The sequence below is a fragment of the Leucothrix pacifica genome, assembly GCF_003172875.1.
Taxonomy (GTDB): domain Bacteria; phylum Pseudomonadota; class Gammaproteobacteria; order Thiotrichales; family Thiotrichaceae; genus Leucothrix; species Leucothrix pacifica.
The window spans coordinates 73,754-98,025 of the sequence record NZ_QGKM01000043.1; the positions used below are offsets into that span (position 1 = coordinate 73,754).

Annotated in this window: 21 protein-coding genes; 13 read left to right on the top strand and 8 right to left on the bottom strand. The window is 46.0% G+C overall.

The window, feature by feature from the left end:
- Nucleotides 1-22: 22 nt before the first annotated feature.
- A complete protein-coding gene (locus DKW60_RS14580; RefSeq protein WP_109838395.1) occupies nt 23-853 on the bottom strand; it encodes an ankyrin repeat domain-containing protein in 831 nt (276 codons plus the stop codon).
- 133 nt (nt 854-986) lie between these two features.
- Between DKW60_RS14580 and DKW60_RS14585 the strand changes: the two genes are divergently transcribed.
- Both DKW60_RS14585 and DKW60_RS14590 read left to right on the top strand, forming a co-directional pair.
- Nucleotides 987-2,180, top strand: a complete 1,194-nt coding sequence (locus tag DKW60_RS14585) for an MFS transporter (protein WP_109838396.1) — start codon at nt 987-989, stop codon at nt 2,178-2,180.
- Between the two features lie 294 nt (nt 2,181-2,474).
- Nucleotides 2,475-3,308, top strand: a complete 834-nt coding sequence (locus DKW60_RS14590) for a metallophosphoesterase (RefSeq protein ID WP_109838397.1) — start codon at nt 2,475-2,477, stop codon at nt 3,306-3,308.
- Between the two features lie 70 nt (nt 3,309-3,378).
- On the opposite strand, the gene DKW60_RS14595 is transcribed toward DKW60_RS14590, so the two are convergent.
- The 3 genes from DKW60_RS14595 to DKW60_RS14605 all read right to left on the bottom strand — a co-directional run bounded on the left by DKW60_RS14595 (nt 3,379) and on the right by DKW60_RS14605 (nt 5,447).
- On the bottom strand, nt 3,379-4,764 hold the full coding sequence (locus DKW60_RS14595) for an ATP-binding protein (protein ID WP_109838398.1): 1,386 nt from the start codon (nt 4,762-4,764) through the stop codon (nt 3,379-3,381).
- 97 nt (nt 4,765-4,861) lie between these two features.
- A complete protein-coding gene (locus tag DKW60_RS14600; RefSeq protein ID WP_109838399.1) occupies nt 4,862-5,242 on the bottom strand; it encodes a VOC family protein in 381 nt (126 codons plus the stop codon).
- 25 nt (nt 5,243-5,267) lie between these two features.
- A complete protein-coding gene (locus tag DKW60_RS14605) occupies nt 5,268-5,447 on the bottom strand; it encodes a type II toxin-antitoxin system VapB family antitoxin (protein WP_109838418.1) in 180 nt (59 codons plus the stop codon).
- A gap of 42 nt (nt 5,448-5,489) precedes the next feature.
- On the opposite strand from DKW60_RS14605, the gene DKW60_RS24700 reads away from it, so the two are divergent.
- From DKW60_RS24700 to DKW60_RS14630, 5 genes are all read left to right on the top strand, one after another.
- Entirely contained in the window at nt 5,490-5,642 is a 153-nt protein-coding gene (locus tag DKW60_RS24700) for an AbrB/MazE/SpoVT family DNA-binding domain-containing protein (protein WP_181389716.1), read from the top strand.
- Nucleotides 5,643-5,684: 42 nt separating this feature from the next.
- Nucleotides 5,685-5,921, top strand: a complete 237-nt coding sequence (vapB, locus tag DKW60_RS14615) for a type II toxin-antitoxin system VapB family antitoxin (protein ID WP_109838401.1) — start codon at nt 5,685-5,687, stop codon at nt 5,919-5,921.
- Nucleotides 5,921-6,328 carry a type II toxin-antitoxin system tRNA(fMet)-specific endonuclease VapC gene (gene vapC / locus DKW60_RS14620; RefSeq protein ID WP_109838402.1) on the top strand — a complete coding sequence of 136 codons (408 nt, stop codon included), beginning with the start codon at nt 5,921-5,923 and terminating at the stop codon, nt 6,326-6,328. The genes vapB and vapC overlap by 1 nt, the downstream gene beginning before the upstream one ends.
- A 94-nt stretch (nt 6,329-6,422) precedes the next feature.
- Nucleotides 6,423-7,424: a TAXI family TRAP transporter solute-binding subunit gene (locus DKW60_RS14625; RefSeq protein ID WP_109838403.1), complete on the top strand. Its 1,002-nt coding sequence runs from the start codon at nt 6,423-6,425 to the stop codon at nt 7,422-7,424.
- A gap of 161 nt (nt 7,425-7,585) precedes the next feature.
- Entirely contained in the window at nt 7,586-9,796 is a 2,211-nt protein-coding gene (locus DKW60_RS14630) for a TRAP transporter permease (RefSeq protein WP_109838404.1), read from the top strand.
- A 365-nt stretch (nt 9,797-10,161) separates the two neighbouring features.
- On the opposite strand, the gene DKW60_RS14635 is transcribed toward DKW60_RS14630, so the two are convergent.
- Nucleotides 10,162-11,994: an Ig-like domain-containing protein gene (locus tag DKW60_RS14635; RefSeq protein ID WP_109838405.1), complete on the bottom strand. Its 1,833-nt coding sequence runs from the start codon at nt 11,992-11,994 to the stop codon at nt 10,162-10,164.
- 401 nt (nt 11,995-12,395) lie between these two features.
- Here DKW60_RS14635 and DKW60_RS14640 point away from each other — a divergent pair, with 401 nt between their 5' ends.
- Nucleotides 12,396-12,602 (top strand): hypothetical protein, encoded by a 207-nt coding sequence (locus DKW60_RS14640; protein ID WP_146203492.1) that lies wholly within the window; start codon nt 12,396-12,398, stop codon nt 12,600-12,602.
- A 101-nt stretch (nt 12,603-12,703) separates the two neighbouring features.
- Here the strand turns inward: DKW60_RS14640 and DKW60_RS14645 are convergent, their stop codons facing one another.
- The 3 genes from DKW60_RS14645 to DKW60_RS14655 form a co-directional block, all read right to left on the bottom strand.
- A complete protein-coding gene (locus DKW60_RS14645; RefSeq protein ID WP_109838407.1) occupies nt 12,704-13,264 on the bottom strand; it encodes a hypothetical protein in 561 nt (186 codons plus the stop codon).
- Nucleotides 13,261-14,259: an AAA family ATPase gene (locus DKW60_RS14650; RefSeq protein WP_109838408.1), complete on the bottom strand. Its 999-nt coding sequence runs from the start codon at nt 14,257-14,259 to the stop codon at nt 13,261-13,263. The genes DKW60_RS14645 and DKW60_RS14650 overlap by 4 nt, the downstream gene beginning before the upstream one ends.
- A gap of 117 nt (nt 14,260-14,376) precedes the next feature.
- On the bottom strand, nt 14,377-17,769 hold the full coding sequence (locus DKW60_RS14655) for a DEAD/DEAH box helicase (RefSeq protein ID WP_109838409.1): 3,393 nt from the start codon (nt 17,767-17,769) through the stop codon (nt 14,377-14,379).
- A 196-nt stretch (nt 17,770-17,965) separates the two neighbouring features.
- Here DKW60_RS14655 and DKW60_RS14660 point away from each other — a divergent pair, with 196 nt between their 5' ends.
- From DKW60_RS14660 to DKW60_RS14680, 5 genes are all read left to right on the top strand, one after another.
- The gene (locus tag DKW60_RS14660) at nt 17,966-19,645 is read left to right on the top strand and encodes a class I SAM-dependent DNA methyltransferase (RefSeq protein ID WP_109838410.1); all 1,680 of its coding nucleotides are present in this window, start codon (nt 17,966-17,968) and stop codon (nt 19,643-19,645) included.
- Nucleotides 19,635-20,990 carry a restriction endonuclease subunit S gene (locus DKW60_RS14665; RefSeq protein ID WP_109838411.1) on the top strand — a complete coding sequence of 452 codons (1,356 nt, stop codon included), beginning with the start codon at nt 19,635-19,637 and terminating at the stop codon, nt 20,988-20,990. Before DKW60_RS14660 ends, DKW60_RS14665 begins: the two co-directional genes overlap by 11 nt.
- Nucleotides 20,991-21,386: 396 nt before the next feature.
- A complete protein-coding gene (locus DKW60_RS14670; protein ID WP_109838412.1) occupies nt 21,387-22,643 on the top strand; it encodes an ATP-binding protein in 1,257 nt (418 codons plus the stop codon).
- Nucleotides 22,644-22,750: 107 nt separating this feature from the next.
- Nucleotides 22,751-23,305, top strand: coding sequence for a hypothetical protein (locus tag DKW60_RS14675; protein ID WP_109838413.1), 555 nt, complete (start codon nt 22,751-22,753; stop codon nt 23,303-23,305).
- On the top strand, nt 23,302-24,006 hold the full coding sequence (locus DKW60_RS14680; protein ID WP_109838414.1) for a hypothetical protein: 705 nt from the start codon (nt 23,302-23,304) through the stop codon (nt 24,004-24,006). The genes DKW60_RS14675 and DKW60_RS14680 overlap by 4 nt, the downstream gene beginning before the upstream one ends.
- The last annotated feature ends 266 nt before the right edge of the window (nt 24,007-24,272 follow it).

Sequence of the window (24,272 nt, forward strand, 5' to 3'; positions counted from 1 at the left end):
TGGTTTTTTAGGTATTGGTTACTTAGTGATTACACCTAGTCGCCAATGTCGAAGGCTGCGTCATCAACTGTTCAATACGCGCAACAATCTCATTTCTGCCATTAATACCTGCCGGAATCTCCAGCGCATAATCCAAAGCAGATTTACCCTCACAGCCGTTTTTATCATCACGTTTATGCACTGATGCGCCGTTGTCTAATAGCCAATTCGCGATAACCACATTGCGCATTTCCAGTGCTTTTTTCAATGCAGTTTCATTCTCTAAAACACTAAAATCAATACTAGCGCCGTGTCTTAGTAATACTTTGGCTGACTCCAGATCATTATTCATGATCGCCCGAAATAGTGGCACACGGGTGGGGTCTACCCCTTCGTACAAGCTGGCATCTAAATCTGCTTTCTTGGGCTGGATTCGGTTAAGAATATGATTCAGCACAACACTATCCTTGCGGTTGCTGGCACAAAACAGTGGGGTAACGATTGAAAAATGTGGCATCGCATCGAAAGAGGCGCCTAGTCTCAGCAGATCATCAGTCACACGAATAATGTTTTGTCGGTCAGCAGCTTTGAATGGCACGCTGCCTTCCTGCATACCGGGGCCACACATGAGCTTAGTGAGTAGCTGACTGTAAAAAGGTTTACCTTCATTACGATTGGCACTTAGCCACTGGGTGATTTTAGAATAATTACTTTTTTGAGCGGCCTCAGCAAAGCTATAACCGGCACACTCCTGAAACTTGTGCTTATCTACATTGATGAATTTGTTACATTCATGGAACTCAACGGCGGATGCCGGAGGACTGAAAAGTGTCATTGCTGCCACCACAATGGCACCGATTTTTATCGAACGCATACCTGACTTGCCCCTTTTTTTTATGATCTGAGCGTTTGAGTATAAATTATTATTAAAGTTCTGTTATTTCGTCGGTTGTTGATGATGTCTGCTAACATCCGCGCTGATTCTCTCTTTCACTTCGGTATTCAGCATGCAGCGTTCGACCCATTGGTCTCAGATTATCGTTCTATACCTTGCCGGTGCGCTAGCCGCTTTCCAATACGCAAAAATGCCATGGATGCTAAAAGACCTGTTGAGTGTTAATAATTTCAGCGACTTACAGCAAGCAATCTTGCTATCTACCATTGGTATTATGGGTGCAGTCTTTGGCGCATTCGCGGGTGCGCTGTGTCAACGAATTGGTTTAAGAAAGTCCCTGATCGCTGGTTTAATCATCGCTATTATCGGCACCTTGTTGCCATTGCTTAGCAATGACTACGTACCGTTGCTACTCGCTCGCGTGGTTGAAAGCACCGCACACATGGCGATTGTCGTCACTGCACCCACATTAATGTTAATGCTCAGTGCACCAAAGGACAGGCCGCGAATTATGGCGTTCTGGAGCTGCTATTTCACGCTGACGTTTATGAGCGTTGCAGCCATAGCACCGACTCTAACCACAGTAGCGGGCTGGCAAGGGTTCTCATTACTCCATGCTTTGCTTCTGATGATGGCGTTAGCGGGTGTGGTGCGTTTGATCTCAGAACAACAAATACAGCTTAGCCAAAGTAATACCGCACCATCTGCCCCTAATGCTCTGCTGTGGGCTCAATGGCGGTTACTGAGTCACCGGAAACTATTGATAATCCCACTGACATTTATCGGTTACACCTTACTGTTTGTCTCTTTGGTGAGCTTGCTGCCGCCGATGTTATCCGCAGTGACTGAGACCCAATATCGTTTGGGCTTCTGGCTTCCTGGTTGTGCCCTGGTGGGCACGGTAATTTCATTGATAACACTCAAACGTGGTATCAAACCATGGAAGCTGGTGCGGGTAGCCGTTGTTGTGATTGTGCTGGCTGCCGTGGCTTTATTGTTGATGCGTAATGATGCAACGGCTCGCATTGTGATTACCATGATGATCTTCCTAATGTTGGGCTTATTACCGGCAGGTATTATCGGTTCCTTGCCCGATGTGCTTGAGGCTAATGATCCTGATATGCCACTGGTTAATGGTGGCTTGGTGCAGTTTGGAAATCTGGGGAATTTTATCGGGCCACCGGTGCTGACCTTGTTGATTGGTGGGCTTGGCTGGGTTGGGGTGAGTGTTTATTTGTTGCTAGGGGCTGGGATTGTGGCGGGGTGTTTGGTGTTGCTTAGTCGCTTGGTTCAGGCGCGGGTTTAGTCACTACGCAAAGCTCATATTGTAAAACTGACTATGACAATATTGCTCGTCAGCTTGATGTTGTGGTTGTTCGCTTGAGGCACTATTCGCTTACTGGTTTAACCGCATCCTTAACCTTGTATTGCGAAACGACTTGCGACAGCAACTCAGGCCCGCTGAGAGTTGAGTAGGAAGCAGCGATATACAAACGAGCAGGATTGGATTTCATGACTTGAATATATCAAACATCCAACGCACCGTGACACAATAACTTTGCTAAGCTAAACACTCAGAAAATGAGTTGGCTAGTTAACGATGTCCAGAAAAGTACTATTAATAATAATCTTAACGATCGGTGCGCTGTTGGCTGGCTGGGCATTTTACATAGAGCCTGCCAGTCTTAAAAATAACCACGAACGTGTTGAGGTGTCATCGTGGCCACGTGCCTGCAATGGTCGCGTAATTGCCGTGCTAGCGGATCTCCATGTTGGATCACCGTTTAAAGGCTTGGATAGCCTGCGGGTATTGGTTGAGAAAACGAATGCCGTCAAACCTGATTTGATTCTGCTGCCTGGTGATTTTGTGATTCAGGGAGTGGTGGGTGGTTACTTTGTATCGCCCGAGGATGCGGCAAAAGTGCTGGCTGACTTGCGCGCTCCGATGGGTGTGTTTGCGGTATTGGGTAACCATGATTGGTGGCTTGATGCGAAGCGCGTCAAGCAAGCGTTGAGTCAAAATAATATTACGGTACTGGAAGATAAATCACAGAAAATTAGTGCTGATGGCTGTGATTTGCGACTGGTCGGGATCAGTGATTTTTGGGAAGGACCGCATGATATTGAGCAGGCGATGTCTGAAGTTGGAGTAGGTGAAAGCGTAGTCGCGTTTACGCACAATCCGGATATTTTTCCTGAATTGCCAGAGGGAATAAATTTAACTGTCGCAGGGCATACACATGGCGGGCAGGTTTATATTCCGGGAGTAGGGCGACCAATCGTGCCGTCAAAATATGGTGAGCGTTATGCGATTGGTCATATTGTTGAGGACGGTAAGCATCTGTATGTCAGCTCTGGCGTGGGCACGAGTATTTTGCCGGTGAGGTTTTTGGTGCCGCCGGAGGTGACGGTGCTGGAGGTTTGGGGTGAGTGATTACTCCAATACCAGACGATAAAAGCTTCTCTCATAACTCACCACACAATCAGTTTCTTTTGCATAAGCGCTACTTAGAAACAAGCTTATCCAAGCGATTCACCAAGTAAAATGGAATATTCACAAGCGTAAAGTCACGAGTCTGGCGATTACTCTTAGCGACCAAATGATTCACAGACGGCTTTGCTGAGCTGATTCGAACTGCTCTATCCGCTTGTTTTTTAATAACATAAGATTGCAGTGACTTAATCGTACCTGTGCTGCCTGCTTTTACTTCGACGGGTACAATAGTGTTGCCCGAGACAAACAGGTAATCGACCTCTGCCTGTGCTTCAGACTTTGGGGGATGCCAATAATACAACTCAGGATTCACATACTCAGCCTTAGCATAAAGCAATTGCTGACCCACAAACTGTTCAGCTAACGCTCCACGATTAGCCATTTCCAGATTCGCAGTCATTACTTCCTGAGCAGGCAGCCCTTGTGCTGATAGCAGTAAACCAATGTCTATAAACAAGAACTTGCTGATTCGTATTTTAGTTTCTGACCCCAGCGGAATCGCATTGGCATTACTATGCAGCACTCGATAAAAAAGACGCGCCTCCTGAAACTGCTCTAATGCCATATTTAACTGGCGATTATTACCACTACTCTGGTTAGCAATCTCATTCGCTTGCTTATGTGAGAACTGCTGACCGATTTGCCCCAGTATGCCATTGAAAAATGCGTTAAGTGTTAGAGAGCTTTGCGACCCACGATACTTGGCAAAATCGTCCTTATACGTCTGCAACAGTGCCGTTTGATACTTGAGAATATCCGCATGATTAAAATTGCTCTCAATACCGATTTGCACACAATGCGGCATGCCACCAGTGAGGGTATATCTGCGCACCAAACCGAGCAGCTTTTCATGCAAACTTTCAGGAATAAGATGCATATTCTCTTGGGTCAGCATACTCAATGCTTTGAGTTCTTGCTTGGCGTTTATCGCTAGTAGAAACTCATCGAATCTCAATGGCCCCATGAAATAGGGCTCAATACGCCCGACCGGACTTGGAAGCTGGTAGTTGTTTAACACCTGATCTAACAGCGATCCTGTTAAAATGACTGCCAAATTCGGCATGTCTTCCCAAAAGTAACGCAGGCAAGAATAGGCAGAAGGTATCGCTTGGGCTTCGTCCAGAAACAGTATTGCCGTACTGTCTTTGCTCAGTGACTCTCCGCTCAGCAGCGAAAAGTTGAATAGCAAATCATCAAGACGGTATTGGTCGAATAATGGGGCGAGATCAGTATGACGTTCCAGGTTAATTTCGATAATTGGAATGCCCAGCGACTCAGCAGCTAAGCGCACCGAAGTTGTCTTACCAACTTGCCGTGCGCCACGAATGACCAGAGGTTTGCGCTGCTTTTGTTGGTACCAGTTAGCGATGTCTTGGACGGCTTCTCGATGGAACATATCTTCACTTTAGTAATGAACTTGAATTAAAGTGTAACATTTAAATTTATTTTTTGTATTAAAGTGGTAGATTTAAGTTTTTGGGTTTTCAGTTATATTAGCACTTTGTCTCTTCTGCGGTATGGCACACCGCCTCAATATTGTGCCCATCTGGATCGATAACAAACGCACCGTAATAGTCCGCGTGATACATCGCTCTGATGCCGGGCTTGCCGTTACACTTAGCACCGGCAGCCATTGCTGCTTCATAAAAGTCATCAACCTGTTGTCTAGTTTCGGCACTAAAAGCGATGTGCATGGGGCTTTGAATTGTCTCATCAGGGCCAAACCAAAATGCTGCTGCTTCACCTTTGCCGTAACCAACCCAGCCTTGGTCTTCAGCGATTAACTCAATGTTTAGAGGCGCGAGGGTTTTTGAATAGAACTGCTTGCTTTGGTTTAAGTCTGATATGGCGATACCGATGTGATCGATAAGCATGGTTTGTTCTCTTCAGTAAATGTGATTATGACCAGTTGAGTTTGCCACGACTCTTTTTAATCTCTTCGGGTTTAATACGCTTTTGCCGGGTTAGGCTCAGTAAGTGCCTCAAAGATTGTTCGACAGCTTCACGCTTTGACTTGATTCCCGTTTCTTTGAGGACGTCTGAGATAAGTTTTTCATCAATAGATACAGTGGTTTTCATGGTGATATCGTAGTATGAATGCATCTATTTGTGGAAGTGGTTATGAAAACAAGTCAGGACGGTAGAGTCACAATACCTCAGAGGCTTCGTAAGCAGTTTGGGTTTCATGCTGGTACCGAAGTTGAGTTCGTGGAATTAGGCGGTCAGTTAGAGCGGCTCATTAAAATATATACCTTTTTATTTTGTGCGGTCTAAACTAAGATAGATATACCTGTTGGATATACAAAGGAGTCACCAGTGGCAGCTACCATCACTAAAGTATTTAAAAGTAATCAGAGCCAAGCTGTGCGTTTGCCAAAGGCTGTAGCACTTCCAGAGTCCGTCAGAGAAGTGTGCATTGTTGCAGTAGGCAATATGAGAATTATAACTCCAGCTAATGAAAGCTGGGATGATTGGTTTGATCATCCACAAGCAACGGATGATTTTATGAATGACCGGCTACAGCCAGAAGATCAATTTAGAGAAAGCCTGTAATGATCAAGTATTTACTAGATACTAACATTGTCATCTATACAATTAAGAATCGACCTGAGGCAGTCCGGGAGGCCTTTAATCTCAATCAAGGTCAAATGGCTATTTCAACGGTAACTTGGTCAGAATTAGTTTTTGGTGTTGAACGCTCGACTCGACCTGAGAAAAATCAAGCTGATATCGATGGTTTAGCGGCTAGGCTAACTGTGTTGGATTTTGGTGTAAAAGCAGCATCGCACTTTGCGCAGATTCGAGCTGAACTATACGCCAAAGGCACCCCGATTGGCCCCTATGACATGATGATTGCCGGGCATGCTCGTGCCGAAGGGCTGGTACTTGTTACAAATAACACCAAGGAGTTCGAACGAGTACCGGGGTTGAGGTTGGAGAACTGGGCGATTTTTGAATAACTACAGCCACAGCAATAAGCAAAAATCCGCCTAACCCCCCCACCCCAATCTTTGCTAACCTACAAACTGAGGATTTATTTACACCGGAGGAAACATGAAAAAGAACCTTACAGCACTCCTAGTAGGCGCAGCATTAGCCGTTTCAGTCAGTGCAGTCAGCGCGGACAACAAAGATTACGTACTAAACACAGCATCAACAGGTGGAACCTACCACCCGGTTGGTACCGCAATCTCAACACTTTCAAAAATTAAACTACTTCCAAAAGAGAAGTTCAGCCTGACCGCAGTAAACTCAGCGGGTTCTGGTGCTAACGTTCAGGCGATGGGCGCGGGCACAGCTGACTTTGCCATCTTGCAGGGACTTTACGGTTCTTATGCAGCAACGGGTACTGGCCCGATTTCTGAAAAGCAGGAAAACATGCGTTCAGTATCTATGTTGTGGCAAAACGTTGAGCAATTCGTGGTATCAACGGATGCAGCGAAGACCGGAACCATGGCTGATATGGTCGCGCTGAAAGGCGAGACTGTTGGTATGGGTAAGCAAAACTCAGGAACCATCGGTTCTAACAAGGTATTGATGTCGGGCCTAGGTGTTGAAATCGAGAAAGACTACAAATTAATGCACGCAGGCTACGGCCCAACCGCTGATGCAATGGCGAATGGTCAGGTAGCGGCAGCGGGTATTCCATCAGGTCCACCAACAGGTGCGATCACTAAGCTGATGGCGGCGAATCAGGGTAAATTCACCGTATTGAATGTGACGGATGAAGAGCTGAAAGCAATGGACGGTGGCCGTAATCTTTGGGTGCCTTACAAAATTGCTGCGGGTACTTACCCTGGTCAGGAAAAGGATATCGATACCATTGCACAGCCTAACTTCTTAGCGGTTAATGCAAGTGTGGATGAGAATCACGTTTATCTGCTGACCAAGACTATCTATGAGAACCTGCCATTCCTGAACGCGATTCACAAAGCGACTAAGGCAATGGACACTAGTAAAGCGATGGCTGGTTTACCAGTTCCTCTGCACCCTGGTGCGGCGCGTTACTATAAAGAGATCGGACTGGAAATTCCTGAGCACTTGATGGCGAAGTAATTTCAGGCTAATCAAACAGTCTATACTGCCATCGCCTCGACAGGTCTGGCAGCGCAAAAGGGCGGTAGCTTGCAATAAGTGACTACCGCCTTTTTGTTTCAAAATTTTATTCAAAAGCACCTCAAGTAGCGAAATAAACGAGCCAGATAAGTGAGCCAGAGATGAGCAGCGAACAGACCAGCCCTGAGATTGATATATTGCCCACCCATAACATTCGTGATGAATGGTTGTTGTTAGAAGGGCAGAGCAAGTCGCCATTACAATGGGCGGTTGCTGCGTTTGCCGTCGTGTTTGGACTGTGGCATATCCTCACCAATTTGTATTTGAATGAGCCGGGTATGTGGCAAAACGCCATTCACTTTGCCGGTTTTGCGTTTCTGGCCTCGACCATTTACAGCGCCTTTGGCCATAAAACGGATGAGCCTTGGGCGATTAAATTAGATATTATTTATGGCTTAGTGGTGGCTGCCGCAGCGCTTTGGGTGGCAGGCTCTGAGTCACGTTTGTATGAAGATACGCTGGCGGTAACAGGGCAGGCGTGGCAGTTTAATATCATCGACTGGGCGGCAGGTTTTATTCTGTTGTTTGCAGCGTTGGATTTGTCGCGGCGGGTATCAGGTTGGGTTATTCCGATTTTGATTACCTTGTCGCTGACCTATATTCTATTCTTTGGTGAGCATCTGCCGGGCGTTTTCCGCACCGCCAGTTTGCCGCTAAATGACGTGATGTTCCGTTCCTTGTATAACGATGAAGGTATGTTCGGCATCCTGGCCAGCATCTCATCTACTAATATCACCCTGTTTATGATTTTCGGAGGCTTTTTAGTGGTCTCCGGTGCCAGTGATTTTGTCATCGAGGTGTCCAAATTAGTCGCCGGACGGGTGCGCGGTGGGGCAGCGTTTGTTGCCGTTTTATCCTCAGCACTCACGGGAACAATTAGCGGCTCAGCCATTGCTAATACCGCCTCAACCGGAGTCATTACCATCCCGCTGATGAAGTCGAATGGCTTCCGTGCGAAGTTTGCCGGTGGTGTAGAAGCTGCTGCCTCAACCGGTGGCCAGCTGATGCCACCAATTATGGGCGCGGGTGCGTTCGTTATGGCCAGCTATACATCGATTCCGTACTCCACGATTGTTGCAGTATCGGTGGTTCCGGCAATTCTGTATTTCCTCTCGGTGGCCTTTATCGTGCGCATCGAAGCCGTGAAATATAAGGTGGGTGATAATCAGGATATGACGATTGATAAGGGCAAAATTGTCTCGGGAGGCCTGACTTTTGTGATTCCGCTGACGGTGATGATCTGGCTATTAATGAGTGGTGTGACGCCGAGTTACGCAGCGTCTTGGGCGATTGCTACCTTGATTGTGGTGTCATGGGGTGCGACGCTGGTGGCGAAAATGGCCAACCGCCCAGACTTCGTACCGACCTTTATGGGCCCTGCCAAAATTTCAGAAGCGCTGATGTTTGGTATGCGCGCCTCGATTCTCACCGGTATATTGCTGGTCGCCATCGGTATTATGAACAACGCCATTGTAACCTCGGGTATCGGCAACGCCTTCTCGCTGATGATTGCGCAGTGGTCGCAAGGCTCGATTGTCGTGGCCATCGTACTGATTGGTATCGCGTCCTTGGTATTGGGAATGGGCTTACCGGTGACGGCGGCTTATATCATTCTGGCTATTTTAAGTGCGCCAGCCTTAGCAGGCATTCTGGCTGATGGTGTCATCGTGGATATGCTGGTCAAAGGTTTATCTGACCCCACGCATCAGGCCATGTTTATGCTGATTGATAACCCGCTCATTGCCAAAATCGGGGAGGGCATGACGAGGCCGGAGGCGCTGGATTTAATGGCATCCGTACCATTTGAAGTGGCGATTACACTGCGCCCGCTAATGGTAGACGCCGAGTTATTAACGACGTATCTGCTGATTGCTCACCTCATTGTATTCTGGCTGAGTCAGGACAGTAACGTTACACCACCTGTGTGTTTGGCTGCCTTTACCGCAGCGGGTATTGCCAAATCAAAGCCGATGGCGACGGGTTTTCAGGCGTGGAAAATTGCTAAGGGTCTGTACATCGTGCCATTGATGTTTGCCTATACGCCGTTAATTAGCGGGAATTGGTTTGAGATTTGCCAGATCGGATTCTTTGCGCTGTTTGGCATTTACGCGATTAATGCGCTGATCCAGTACTACGCGGAAGGGCCACTGAAGATTTGGCATGTGCCGTTATTAGTATTGGGTCTTGTCGGCGCATTCTGGCCATTACATTGGATTGCGAATATTGTTGGCGCAGCGATTGTGGTGTTTGTGGTGGTGAGTACGTCGCGGAGTGAAAATTCAACTGCATTACCTAGCTCGAATATTTCATAAGAAAGAGCGAAGCCTGTTCAACGCATTGATATAATAAATGTTTCGCCAAGAACGTTTCGTTAAGAAACAAAACAGGACTCGCTATCATTGATTCTACGACAGAAACCCTTCGTTTTCTTCCCGTTTCTCATTTAACGATTCGCGGGTGTAGTTCAGGATACCCAGCACGTTTCCTATGCGGATCACCCACTACAAGGCCTGTTGGCTCAACGGGTTTATCAATTCGCATGAGTGTCACTAAAAATGACACGATCATAATAATCGTACCAATTTAGGTGTCATGGAATAATTAAGTCAGCAATGCTAGATCAAGAGAATTGAAGTTCCTGCCTGAGAAGTGGCCTCTCAGGCAGGTTAATGACCAGTTATTGAGGGCAGGTTGCTAACTCAACAAACTTACTCGTCGTTCCATTACCTACAACATACAGCTTTGAAGGAATAGGTGGAAACTCAGATCTTCCGCCATCTGGGACATACTTGGTTAATACAAACAGACGCCCTCTATCCTCAATAATTTTCTCTACGTCCCCAATCGCGCTATCTATTTCAAGACCACTGTCGGCGAGCTTAACTTGGTACTCTCTAATGCCATTATTAGGGAAAGATCCATTGTAGTAGTAGGCAAAATAATCCATTCCATTAAAGTAATAGAAATTATTTATCGTGGTAGATATAGAGACGCCACTCGCAACATTACTACCTGTCCTCAAAAGCTTCACGGGACTCCAATCTAAGTCACCACTAATCCGCCACCAAGTTGTATAGCTATGAGGGAGCCCAGAGCCTATAAATTTACTTTTTACAGAGAAATGAAGCGCATCACCCTGACCATCAACCCGTTCAATTGTGTTTTCGTAAAGGCTTGTATCAGATATTTGCCTAATGCCAGACGGTGCATTATACAACACTATATCTTTCAATAAATCACCCTGCTCAACTAACTGCTGCCCATCATGCGCAAACAGATAACGCCCAGCTTGGGTGAAATAAAACACGCCCTTATAAGCGCCCAGTGCAGCGGTAGGTTGATCACTCTCAACAGCAGAGACTTTGGTTAACACACCGTCTACCTCCATCCACAAGACTTGTTCAGATCCCACATCACCTTCTAGGTAATAACGTCGTCCACTGATAACTCCAAGTTCACCAGCAACGCCCGTTGGCTTAATCTCAGTAGAAGGGAAAATAACTGGCTCTGAAGGCGATAAGCTGCTTAATTGTGTATTGGCCGCGGTTCCGTCTGTTTCATAAGTATTGCCACAGAACTCAACCACCGATTTTTGCGTATTAGCCGACACTTCAACACTTACCTTTGCGCTATTGGTTCTCCCTTGTTCATCGACAAACTGATACCAAAAAGAGTCTGTACCAGAGAAATCTGCGGGTGGGGTATAACGTATGTTTTCACCAAAAATACGAGTCTTACCGCCTTCCTTTGACCACTCATTGGCGCCCTCAATCTTCAAGCCAGACCCAATATCATTGCTTAACACTGGAATATTAACCCGTAAACCATTACTCGCTGTTGCCGTATCTGGCGTACCCACCGGCCACGAAGAGTTATTACTTTCTTTTAGCGAAACGACAACCTTTGCTGAATTTTTTCTCCCCCACTGATCTTCAAAAACATACCAAAATTCATCTTGCTGATCTCCTCGTGCCTCTCCATATTGCTGGTAACTAATTTCATTATCTGCACTTATCCAAGCTTTCCCCTTATTGACTGACCACTCATTAACCTCTGCAAGCTTCAGGCCAATACCCGTATCATTCTCCAGTACTGCGATTTTTACAACGGAGCCGTAATCAGCGTTAATTGTGTCAGTATTCGCCACGGGCCAATTAGAAGATGGAGTACTTAAAATGACATTGACAAACACTTTGGCTGCATTGGTTCGCCCTTCACCATCCTTGAGTACATACCAAAACGAATCACTACCAGTAAAGTCTTTATAAGGCGAATAGCTTAAGGTTTTTCTATCTGCATTGATGGTGATACGCCCCCATTTTTTGGAGGACTCATTTACACTTAAAATTTCTAAGTGATTCCCTATATCATTACTAATCACAGGAATAGACACCGACTGATTTTGCACTGTAGATGATTTATCAGTGACCCCCACTGGCCACTCACTTGCAATGGATGGATTAGCGAACAGTGTAATGAATATTGATAAAGTCAGTTTTTTATTAATCATTATCATTTCCTATCTATTTATTAAACAGCTTGTCCTAAGGGTAAAGTGAAAGAATTAACCTGCAGTGTTGAGAGGTGATGGGTGGGCGCTAAGTAGCGACAAATGGATTCACACGCTTTAACCCGGACGTTTCATAAACCGATTGATCATGTTCATGACTGCTATAAAATATAGACACATTGTAGCCTCCGCTCTGGCGAGGCAAATCTTTATGCTCAGTTCAACATCTGATGCCCCGGCCTAACCGCAATCTGCGGATGCTCCTTCACCAGTTGAACCAAACGATTCAAACTAATGCGACTCATCGGTTGATTAGTAGAGAACTTACCCGGCTCCACCTTAAATTTGGCACGTGGCGAGGCTGATCTGTCCTTGCGGCTTGCTGCGCAGGCTTGGGCGCATTGGCTTTGCCTGAAGGGGTAGAAAAAGTATCGGTGATTAAAGGCTTAACAACGCTACCGCTTGATCTGAATAAGTACGCAGAAGGGGAATTGCATATGGTGGTACATAAACGTCAGCGTCATGTGGCGAGGGTGGTTAAAGTGGCTGAGTTGTTGGAGGAGTTTCTGGCTAATGCTTGGAATATTCGAACGGAGAACTCCAGATAAATTGGGGTCAATACAGACATCTGAATATAAGTGCCTGTGGCCTGTCGCCAACTTGATTAATCTGGGTAGTAATGGTGCCAGCCTTAGATGAACAAAGGGCGCTAAGTGCTCAGCAACCACTCCAGCTTCTCTTTCAGCTCATCAAAGTACTCATGATCATAATTGTAAGGCGCTCTAGGAAAGCCTTTTCGATAAATGCTATTGAGCACTGCTTTTGTATCGTCGGGAGCACCAAACTCTGAGCACTCCAAAAAGTGCTCAATACACGCTTTCTTTTCATCATCTAATGTCGAGAGTAGTAATGACTCAACGTTGCCAATCCGGCTTTGTGGATCACAACAGATAAATGTTTGAGAAACAGCTCTCAAACCTAATTCATCAATGATGGGATTAAGCTTAGTCAGTGTATTTTCATAGCCACCATAGGTTCGGTCATTGGCTGGATCATCAGCATCTAAGACAAATAGCACTTTATCAATTTGATCAGCCTCAACGAGCTGGACTAGTTCAAGATAATCGACGTGATTCGCTTTGAAGAAGTTACTTTTTCGACCCACTTTAAAAGGCTGAACTAACGCTTCAAAATCATAACCAAGGCTGCTAGCTAACTGCTTAACCAACTTCAGATCTTCTGAGCCTTCATGCAGAATCGCTACTTTCACCAGCCACGTACCTCGCGGTTGTCGCGAATGCTGTCGGTCAGCATGTCAAAATCACGTACAATCGCTTTGATCTGTTGCTCTTTATTTTTAACCATGGTTATCAGGCTAACATCTTGCTCATCGAGCTTTCCAGCGGTACGACAGTATGACTCGATGCACTCTTTTGAGTGAGTGGTTGCAAAGACCTGCACATTGAGTTCTTTGGAAAGTGTCAGGATGATTTCCCAGAGTTGATCCAGCAGTGTGTAGTGAATGCCATTATCCAGTTCATCAATAAAGATGTACTCATTTTCAGCCGCAAACATCTCTGCAATTACCGATAAATAATGCCTCAGGCCATCTCCAAATTCATTCAGTGGCCTGTATTCAAAGCCACCTGATCGTGTTGGTACTTTACATTGCACGGAGTCGCCAATAACTTTGATATTTTCGATGGAGTCATCAAAGCGGGAAATAAACGTATTCACCTCTGACTCACGATCTTTTTCCTGAATACGCGCATAAGCAGCGATGATGTCCGCTTGGCTATCCCGAACGCTTGGAATAAAGCTGGCGCCTTCCACTTTCTTTATACTGCTAAGGATTGCTGAGATGTTCAATTCGCTCTCTTTGAATACCGTTTCCTCATCATTAATACGGCAGAGGTAGTGTTTTTCAAGCTTTGGTTGTTGGTATTCAAACGTGATTTCATTCAGGTTAGTTTTACTGTCAAGAATCTCAGCGTTGTTTTTGATATGTGATGACGTCACTTCACTCGTCAGTTTCTGTTGAATGCTATCAGCTCGGTTTCGATATTGGTGTAGAAGCCAAAGGCTAGAGAACAAATTCGGAATGTCTTTTGCTAATAATGTGGCATACAACGCCTCCATCAACGCCGTCTTACCAACATTATTCTTACCAGAAATCAGATTGACCCGCTGAAATCCCTCAGCAGAGAAACCGTCAAAGCATTTATACCGGCCAATTTTTATATACTTCGCAAAATGTTCGGACATGATCAGGAGTACCTCAGCGTCAGTCACTGGTATGAGTATCGAGTAAATATTTTAGCAGAGTTAAGAATACCACGGTTGTCACATTAGCCGATATCAGCGACAGATCAACCTATCCCACTACTCCAACGGCTGCAATAACGCCATCAGCTCACCCTGATCAAAGGCCGCAGCCTTATCACCGCCTTTGTAAATATTATCGGCAAGCTGCTGTTTCTTCGCCTGCAATGCCAATATCTTTTCTTCGACGGTTTCTTCCGTGAGTAGCTTATACACAAACACCGGTTTGTCCTGACCTATGCGATACGCTCTGTCTGTGGCTTGCTGCTCGACTGCCGGATTCCACCACGGGTCATAATGAATCACCGTATCTGCCGCCGTTAAATTCAATCCGGTTCCGCCAGCTTTAAGGCTAATCAAAAAGACCGCCGCGTCACCTTCCTGAAATGCCTCAATCGCTTCAGCACGTTTGCGGGTTTGGCCAGTGAGTTTGCTGTAAGAGATTTTCAGGCGCTTTAGTTCGTCTTCGATCAAGCCGAGCATCGTCGTAAATTGGGAAAACAACAGGATCTTATTGCCGCTCTCCACCATCTCCGGCAGCATTTCCATCAGCAACTCAAGCTTGGCTGAGGTCTTCACCTTCTTCGCTTTATCCAGCTTGACCAATCGTGGATCACAACACACCTGACGCAGTTTTAGCAAAGCATCCAAAATCATAATATGGCTGCGTGATAAACCTTTCTTCTTGATCTCATCGCGCACCTTCTTATCCATCGCCAGACGCACCGTTTCATACAAATCGCGCTGCTTACCAGATAACGCCACGGTACGGACAATTTCTGTTTTCTCAGGAAGCTCAACCGCAACCTCATTTTTGGTACGGCGTAACATAAAGGGCTTCACTCGCTTTTGTAACTGCTTGCTGCGATCAGTATCACCCTGTTTTTCAATCGGATTTCTAAACAAGCGATTAAAACGATCCAACGGCCCGAGATAACCCGGCATTAGAAAATGAAACATCGACCACAATTCGCCCAAGTGATTTTCAACCGGCGTTCCCGTCAGGCATAAACGGTGCTTTGTTTTTAACTGACAAATTTGTTGTGTCGCTTTGGCGCGAGGGTTCTTAATCGCCTGCGCCTCATCCAGAATGACGTAATGAAAAGACTTCTCCTGATAAAACGCCGCATCACGGACAATCAGCGGATAAGTTGTAATCGCAATATCTGCCTGCTCCAGCTCAGCAAATCGCGTCTTTCGATCAGCCCCTTGTAGCACCAATACATTCAGATCCGGAGTAAAGCGTTGCGCCTCATTCTTCCAGTTACTCATTAAACTGGTTGGTGCAATGATCAGACTGGGCTGCTGCGCGCGTTGATTTTCTTTTTCAGATAACAACAAGCTAAGCGCCTGAATAGTCTTACCCAGCCCCATATCATCCGCCAGAATACCGTTAAACTGATAATCACGCATAAACGACATCCAGTCATAACCACGTTGCTGATAATCCCGCAATGTTGCTTGTAGCTGATCAGGTAAGAGCGCCGTTTGAATACCATCAAATTCTTTTAAACGCTCATGCAGTTGTTTCAGCTCCTTCGCCCCTTTCCACTGTAAACCCGCATCATTGAGTATATTGCCGTAGTGCATACCCTCATGGCGTGAAAACTCCAGATTACCCGCAGCATTCAGCGTGTCAGCATCGTAAAGCTCGATCAGGGTATCCAATACATTTAGTAAGCGGTCAGTGGGCAGCTTAACCCATTGATGCGCACCAATTTGAAATAAACGATGCGACTCTGCTTGCAGCATTTCGCGCAGCAAAGCGGTGTCTGGGGTATTTGCCAGCAGGTCGACTAACAAGGGGAGCAGATTAATGCGTTGTCCATCCAGCTCAAAGCCCAGCGCCAGTTCAAACCATTCGCCAGCATCATCAGACTCCAGCTCAGCATGCCATTCATCAACCTTGGTAATTTGTATCAAAAAGTCTTCTGCGAAAGTAATTTCCCAACCTTGCTCACGCAATATAGGTACTTGCTCATCTAGGAACTTTCCCCACTTTTCCACAGCATATTCAAGGCTAGGTTCTGTAAGCATCCCATGATTTAACACACCATACTTCGGAGTGTCCTCCTGAAACCGGTGAAAGCCTGCCTCTTTTAGAGTTTGTAGCGCCACAGACTCACTCGCAAGATCACGGCTAATCCTATAGCGCACGGCGCCATCAACCCGAACAGATTGACTCTCCGATAGTTCAGCCTCTGAATGCGGAATAATAGTGGCATCCTGGTAGATGAAAGACAGACCTGCTAAATGAACTCGGTGCCCGTTCGATATCATCTCGCTGTGCAAGTGAAGCGATAAACGTGGCGTTACATCACTGATATCAATATTGGTTATGTCCAGTTTGGTTGGGAGCGGAACCTCTTTTGTTGGGAATAGTTCCAATAACTGCTCACTAACTTGCTGGGCTAATTCGACTGGCACGGGTGGAGCGTTTAAAAAAGCAACCATCTGCAGTGGGTTCAAGTTTGGATGATCCAGAAGACCGCATTGGTGGTTCAGCTTATCCACATAGTAAAAGTGTGTTAGCTGAAACAGTGTGACATCAGGGTGGTCAATCACCAATGAACTGCGCAAGTACCCGTCATCCTCCAGCCATTCCAAAACAGCAGGCATCGTTGTACCTTGTCTTAATGGTATGCTTGTCTTCGTTATCTCTTCCCAAAAACAACGCTGGGTGCTCAGTATCTGTTGTAGCACAAACTCACCCATATCACCGGACAATAGGTACTGAGGGGTGGAGCTATAAGGATTATCACAAAAGGCATTAAGGGTTTTGATAATTTCTTCATCTACTGCTTCATAAAATAAACCGGAGGATGAGTAGCCACCAACTTCATAACTTCTGAGATTGGCTGGTTTGCCGTAACCACCACTTTTCAAACGACGTACTTTTTTTGGTATTACTTTTAACGACGGCTCGGAATGTAGGTCGGTGTTCTTGAGTAAATAGACGACATCATAAGTAGACGACTGATTATCAGGTAGGTGCTTTGTTGGTAAAAACGGTGAGGGCAATCCTGCTTCCTGATCTCCAACATCGTTTAGCCACTGGTTGACGCGTTGCGTTTCTGCATCTGATTTAGCGGTTCCATCACTCATCTCTTCTGCGTGCTCTTCCAGCAAAGTGTTGAAAAAGCTATAAAGAACAGCGATGCCGTGAAGGCAGTTGCGGTGGTCATCACAAGTACAACTGGATGAAACCATTAACTTGCCATCAGTTTGTGGCTTCAAAAACAAAGTTGTTGATAGGGGGGCACTGAAAGCTTCTGAAACAGTCGCCTTCGCTCTTAGATTTCCCTTACCGATATCGGTCACATCATAAATCTCAACATCATGATCATAGAAAAAGTCCGCACCATCATCTACTACGTCGCGGCCAAACATGTAGTGTAGGGCTTTAATATCAATGCCAAATTTGGTTAGGAGGCTTTCATTAAGTTCAATCATGTGATTTTCTGATCGGGAGGGAGTAGAGGATAGACATTCGACTGTGCTTTGAGCGATATGTCAACTAAAAATGCACGACTATCGGCCCTACTGAATGCAGCCAACGACCCAGCCGAATCACACCGCTTGTTCAAATTAAAACCAATTCGTATACTGCTAACATTGCGCCACCCCAATAACAGTAATAGGGCTACTCATGGATCAGACCCAAGAACAACAATTCCTCAATGACCTCGAAAAGAAACTCTGGACCAGCGCCAATAAGCTGCTGCCGTCGTTGGATGCTAGCCAGTACAAACATGTCTTGCTAGGGCTAATTTTTCTGAAATACGTCTCCGATGCATTCGACCTGCGGCGCGTAGAGTTGACGGCACAGCTGACCAATCCATCGGATGATTACTTTCTCGACCCAGAGGACTTTGGCGGGCTGGAGAGTGAGGAGTATCGCGAGGAGCTTGCCGAAGAGTTAGAGGTGCGGGATTACTACTTAGAGACCAATACTTTCTGGGTGCCTTCGGAGGCGCGTTGGGCGTTTTTGCAGTCGAAAAATAAAGTGGTGATAACCGGTGAAATTGAGATCGGCGAAGGCACACGCAAGAAGAAAATCCGCAGTGTTGGCCAGTTGATTGATATCGCGCTGGAAGCCATCGAAACCGACAACCCAAAACTCAAAGGCGTACTCAACAAGCGCTATACCCAGCTACAAATCGACCAAGCCAAACTCGGCGAATTGATCGACTTGATCGCTACCGTGCCGTTTACCCACGACAGCCTCAACTCCAAAGACATCCTCGGTCATGTGTACGAATACATGCTGGGACAGTTTGCGCTAGCCGAAGGTAAAAAAGGCGGCCAATTCTACACGCCAAAATCCATTGTTAGCCTGATTGTGCAAATGCTCGAACCGTTTAAAGGCCGTGTGTATGACCCTGCGATGGGCTCGGGCGGATTCTTTGTGCAATCGGAAAACTTCATCCGAGCGCATGAGGGAAAGATTGATGAAGTCAGTATTTACGGACAGGAAGCCAACCACACCACGTGGCAATTAGCCGCGATGAATATGGTGATTCGCGGCATCGATTTTAACTTCGGTAAGCAGCCTGCCAGCACTTACAATAACAACCAGCACCCCGACTTACGCGCCGACTTCGTAATGGCCAACCCGCCGTTTAATATGAAGGAATGGGACACCGGCGTAAGCGATGACGACCCGCGTTGGCAATACGGCACACCGCCTACGGGCAACGCCAACTTCGCGTGGCTGCAACACATGCTCTACCACACCGCGCCCAACGGCAGCCTTGGCTTGCTACTGGCGAATGGCTCGATGAGCTCGACCACCAATAATGAAGGCGCGATTCGTCGAAGTCTGATCGAAAACGACCTCGTGGAATGCATGGTCGCCCTCCCCGGTCAGCTGTTTACCAATACACAAATCCCCGCCTGTATTTGGTTTTTAACCAAGAACAAACAAGCGCGAAGCAGTGCGGCCGGACGTGAACTGGTCGATCGTCGTGGCAAGGTATTGTTTATCGATGCGCGTAACTTGGGGTATATGAAAGACCGAGTATTACGCGACTTTACCCAAGACGATTTGAATACTGTGACTGACACTTTCCATAACTGGCAAACGGGCACAGACTATGAAGATGAAGCGGGATTCTGCAAAAGTGCGGAACTGGCCGAGCTGGAAAAGCATGACTTTGTACTAACGCCGGGGCGCTATGTGGGCGCTGCGCCTGAGGAAGACGATGGCGAACCGTTTGCGGAGAAAATGGCGCGATTGACTGGGCAGTTGAAAGGGCAATTTGAAGAGTCGGCTGAGTTGGAGAAGGAGATTAAGGCGAATTTGGCGGGGTTGGGTTATGAGTGTTGATTGGCCATTACGAAAATTATCTGACGTATGCGAGTTTTTGAATAGCAAACGTATTCCATTAAAAAGTCTGGACAGAATTAAGCGTCAGGGAGATTTTCCTTATTATGGTGCCTCAGGAATTGTTGACCACATTGACGATTATATTTTCGATGGAACTTATTTGCTAATTTCCGAGGATGGCGAGAATCTTCGAACTAGAAATACTCCAATTGCATTTAAAGCTTCAGGTAAGTTTTGGGTAAATAATCACGCTCATATTTTAGCTGAAAAGGAGGATGGTATTTTAGATTATCTTGAATACTATTTTTCTCAACTTGATCTCTCACCGTACATAACCGGTGCTGTTCAACCCAAGCTCAATAAAGCAAACTTAGACTCAATAGAGATCCCTATTCCTCCTATTAAAACTAGGCTTTACATCAACAAAGTGTTGAACTCATTCACTAACAAAGTTCAACTAAACCGCCAAACCAACCAAACCCTCGAACAAATCGCCCAAGCGCTCTTTAAAAGCTGGTTTGTTGATTTTGAACCGACTCGCGCCAAAATTGCTGCTAAGCAAGCGGGGCAAGACCCTGAGCGCGCAGCGATGGCTGCGATTAGTGGTAAGGCGGTTGCAGAATTGGAGCAGTTGGGTGAGGCGCAATTGGCGCAGCTGAAAACGACGGCAGGGTTGTTTCCTGATGCGTTGGTTGAGTCGGAATTGGGGGAAGTGCCGGAGGGGTGGAGACATACAGATTTAAAATCAATAACGACAAAAATTGGTAGTGGTGCAACACCTAGAGGGGGAAAAGGGGCATACAAATCTGAAGGGATTTCTCAGATTCGTAGTATGAATGTTTTCGATGGACGCTTTGTCTTTAAAGATCTTGCGAAGATTGATAACGAACAGGCGAGTAAGCTAAAAAATGTTGTCGTAGAGGAAAGTGATGTCTTGATTAACATCACAGGGGCATCTGTGACACGTTGCTGCATAGTGCCTCCATGTGTAATCCCTGCAAGAGTTAACCAGCATGTCTGTATTGTTAGAGCTAATAATACTGTAGTTTGCCCAAGCTATATTTACCTAACGCTCACTTCAAGTAGTGGGAAAGCAACTTTAAACAGCTTAGCTCAAGCGGGTGCTACTCGTGAGGCCTTAACAAAGTCTCACATCGAGAATTTTGAAATAATCTTACCCAATGAACCTCTCATGACTGTTTTTAGAAGAAAGGTTGAGCATCTACAAGACCAACAGTTTAGATTGACTGAAGAAGTTACAACATTGGAGGCAATCAGGGACGCTTTACTCCCCAAGCTCCTTTCTGGCGAACTATCTCCCGACACCCTCAAATTACAGGCATGATCCCAGCTGAATATGCCCATTCACCTGAATACCCCAGCCCTTATCTACGTGGGGTTACTCCTTCGTAAAGGGTTATTCTTACCAAGATTGAGGCTTGTGTCTGCAACTGTTGAGTATGGATTAGTGCTTATTTCATTTTAATCATATTTTTAGATGTACTTTTCGGTAAGTTATTGATTGCTTATTGTTTTTTTATTTCACCGTAAATCGCCTATGAGAAAATGCATACAGCAATTGAGTTGCTGCGATGTTCTTTAGTGGTTTAGATCATAGGTAAAGGTTAGTGCTAGTTAGTAGTTGTCATTATTTACAAATAGCGGTTATAGTAATTTACATATCGCGGGGTTCTTAGTTTACAAATCGCGGTACTTATAGTTTACATATCGCGGATAAAAAATGACACTTCCCACATACAAACGTTGGCAGCAAACCAGCATTATCAATGCACTAAAGTCGAGACGTGTTCTTATTCTTGCAGGGTCACGTCAATGCGGGAAAACAACGCTGGCCAAAGAAATCGCTAGTGAGGATGCCATCTTTCGCACGTTGGACGATGTAACCCTGCTGGATGCAGCCCTCAGTGATCCACATGGTTTTGTTCATCACAATGATAATCTAATGATCATTGATGAAGTTCAAAAAGCGCCGGTATTGCTGCAAGCCGTTAAACAAGATGTTGATACCAAACAAACACCCGGCCGGTTCCTGTTGACAGGCTCCGCCAATATTCAATCATTACCTGGCGTCACCGAGTCGCTAGCCGGAAGGGTGCGTAAAATCCGACTGCGACCTCTGGCGCTGGGTGAAATCGCCGGTAAGCCGCCGCAATTTCTGGAAAATGCGTTTCAGGGGCTGTTTCAGATTGATGACAGTATGTCTGCTAACGATGACTATTCGTTGAAAGATCAGTATCTCCTAAAGGCCATTGGTGGTGGCTATCCAGAAGCGTTAAGGCAAGAAAGTACCCGTGAATCGCGGCGTTGGCTAATGGATTATCTGGGCGCCTTAATGGAGCGTGACCTGCAAGATATTATTAATATCAAACGCCATGACAGCATGAACAAGCTTATCGAGGTACTCGCGGCTTGGTCTGGGAAGTTTATGGATGCCAGCGCGATTGGTAGCGGCCTTTCTCTGTCACGCCCGAGCATCGTTTCATACATCAATGCTCTAGAAGCGCTTTATCTGGTTGAGCGCGTTCGACCTTGGCTAAAAACGGATTATGAGCGCGTTTCTAAGCAGGATAAATTATTCATGACGGATACGGGCTTGATGTCGGCGATTCTGCGTTGGCGTTTTGAAAAGGTGCAACTCGATGGTGAGCGCAATGGCAAGCTCATCGAAACGCTGGTGTTTACGCAATTGGCGGCACAAATTGATGCGCAAGACGAAGATTATCAGCTGTACCATTATCGCGATCGGGAAAAGCGAGAGATTGACTTTGTCGTTGAAAATGAGGACGGCGATGTGTTGGGTATCGAAGTGAAAGCAGGCTCTGTGGTGAAAATGAGCAGCTTTAAGCATTTGATTTGGTTTAGAGATAACGCGATGAAGGAAAACAACTTTATTGGTGTTGTGCTGTATACCGGTGAGCATACCTTGTCGTTTGGTGATGGACTGTGGGCGGTGCCGATTAATTCGTTGTGGGCTTAGTGGTGTTTTAAAAAGAATGAATTGGGCATTATGAAACTTGCAATTAACTAAAGTAGTAATGATAATTGTCCAAAGTCCTAGGATTCAGGACAATATAAGAGGTCATTGTGAAAAGTCAGGATATCGGGCTATTGCTCAAGCTGGTTTCGCTGGAAGAGCAGGAAACGCAGTCATCAAACGATAGAGAAATAAGCTACACCGCGCGAGCGCTGGAGCAGGAAACTGGCATCAGCAAGTCACAGGTTAATCTGTCGATTAATCGTTGCTATGACATCGGCTTGTTAAAAAAAGACCGCCGTTCGGGAGTGCCTCGGGTGAATGTGAGAGCGCTTGAAGAGTTTATTTGTTACGGGCTTAAATACGTCTTCCCCGCAAAAGCCGGCGTGTTAACTCGCGGTATCCCAACCGCGTTCGCTGCTCCGATTCTAAGTGATAAGCTCATGAGTGCAGGTGACTTACCGCTTGTCTGGCCGGACGCAAAGGGTAGCACTAAGGGTTTAAGCATTGAGCCCTTGTTTAAATCCGCAACCACTGCCATTCAAAATGACCCTAAGCTATATGCTTTACTGGCGTTGGTTGACGCGATCCGTGTGGGTCATCCCCGTGAGGCTAATTTGGCTAAGCAGCTTTTAAAAGAACAGTTAGGCGTGTCACCAGCATGACAACGTATACAGACTTGAAAGCCATGCTGGAAGCAGTCGCTCGTGCGTTAGGGTCGGAGCTTCGTGAGCAAGTAACGTTTGTTGGTGGTTGTACAACCGGACTTTTCTTGACCGACGAGTTCACCAAAGAAGGCGTATGCCATACCGACGATGTGGATCTGATCGTCCACAATACTAACTTTGCCAGCTTTTACGCACTGCAGCAGGTACTTCAGGAAAAAGGTTTCACCATACCCGCACCTAACGCAGGCGATGCACCACCAATATGTGCAATGATGCTGGATGATCTGCGAGTTGACTTTATGCCAGATGATCCAAGTATTCTCGGTTTCTCTAACCGTTGGTATCCCAATGCGATCAAAACCGCTACACGTTACCAGCTGACACCAGACTTATTTATTCAGCTAGTCACACCAGCCTATTTTTTGGCGACCAAACTGGAAGCTTACAAAGGGCGAGGTAATGGTGATTTGCTCAATAGTCGAGATATTGAGGATATTCTGACGTTGGTGGATGGGCATGATGGCCTACTAGCTGACGTACAACTGGCAGATGTCGAGGCACGTCGTTATTTATCAGAGTCTTTTTCTCAGCTGTTAAGTGAGCGCGACTTTGATTATGCAGTTTCTAGTCAGGCTCGTGGTGATCAAGGGCGCGAAGAACTTATTTTTGAGCGCTTGGAGGCCTTGGTAATCAAATAAGTTTGAAAAATGAATAAGTCTTTTAAGGGCGATTGATTTGAGAAGAGCTACTAAATTCGAACGGGATGAAGGAAAATGAATTTATTGGTGTTGTGCTGTATATCGATGAACACGCTTTATCGTTTGGTGGAGGAGTTTAGAGCTCCCCCACCAATTTTTTAGGCTGGGAGTAAATATTGATCTATTTCTTGCGCAATAGCTTCACTTCTACTCAGGGAAGGCTCTATGTCGCCTTCTAATCTGGCTATCTCTGTACACGACAATTT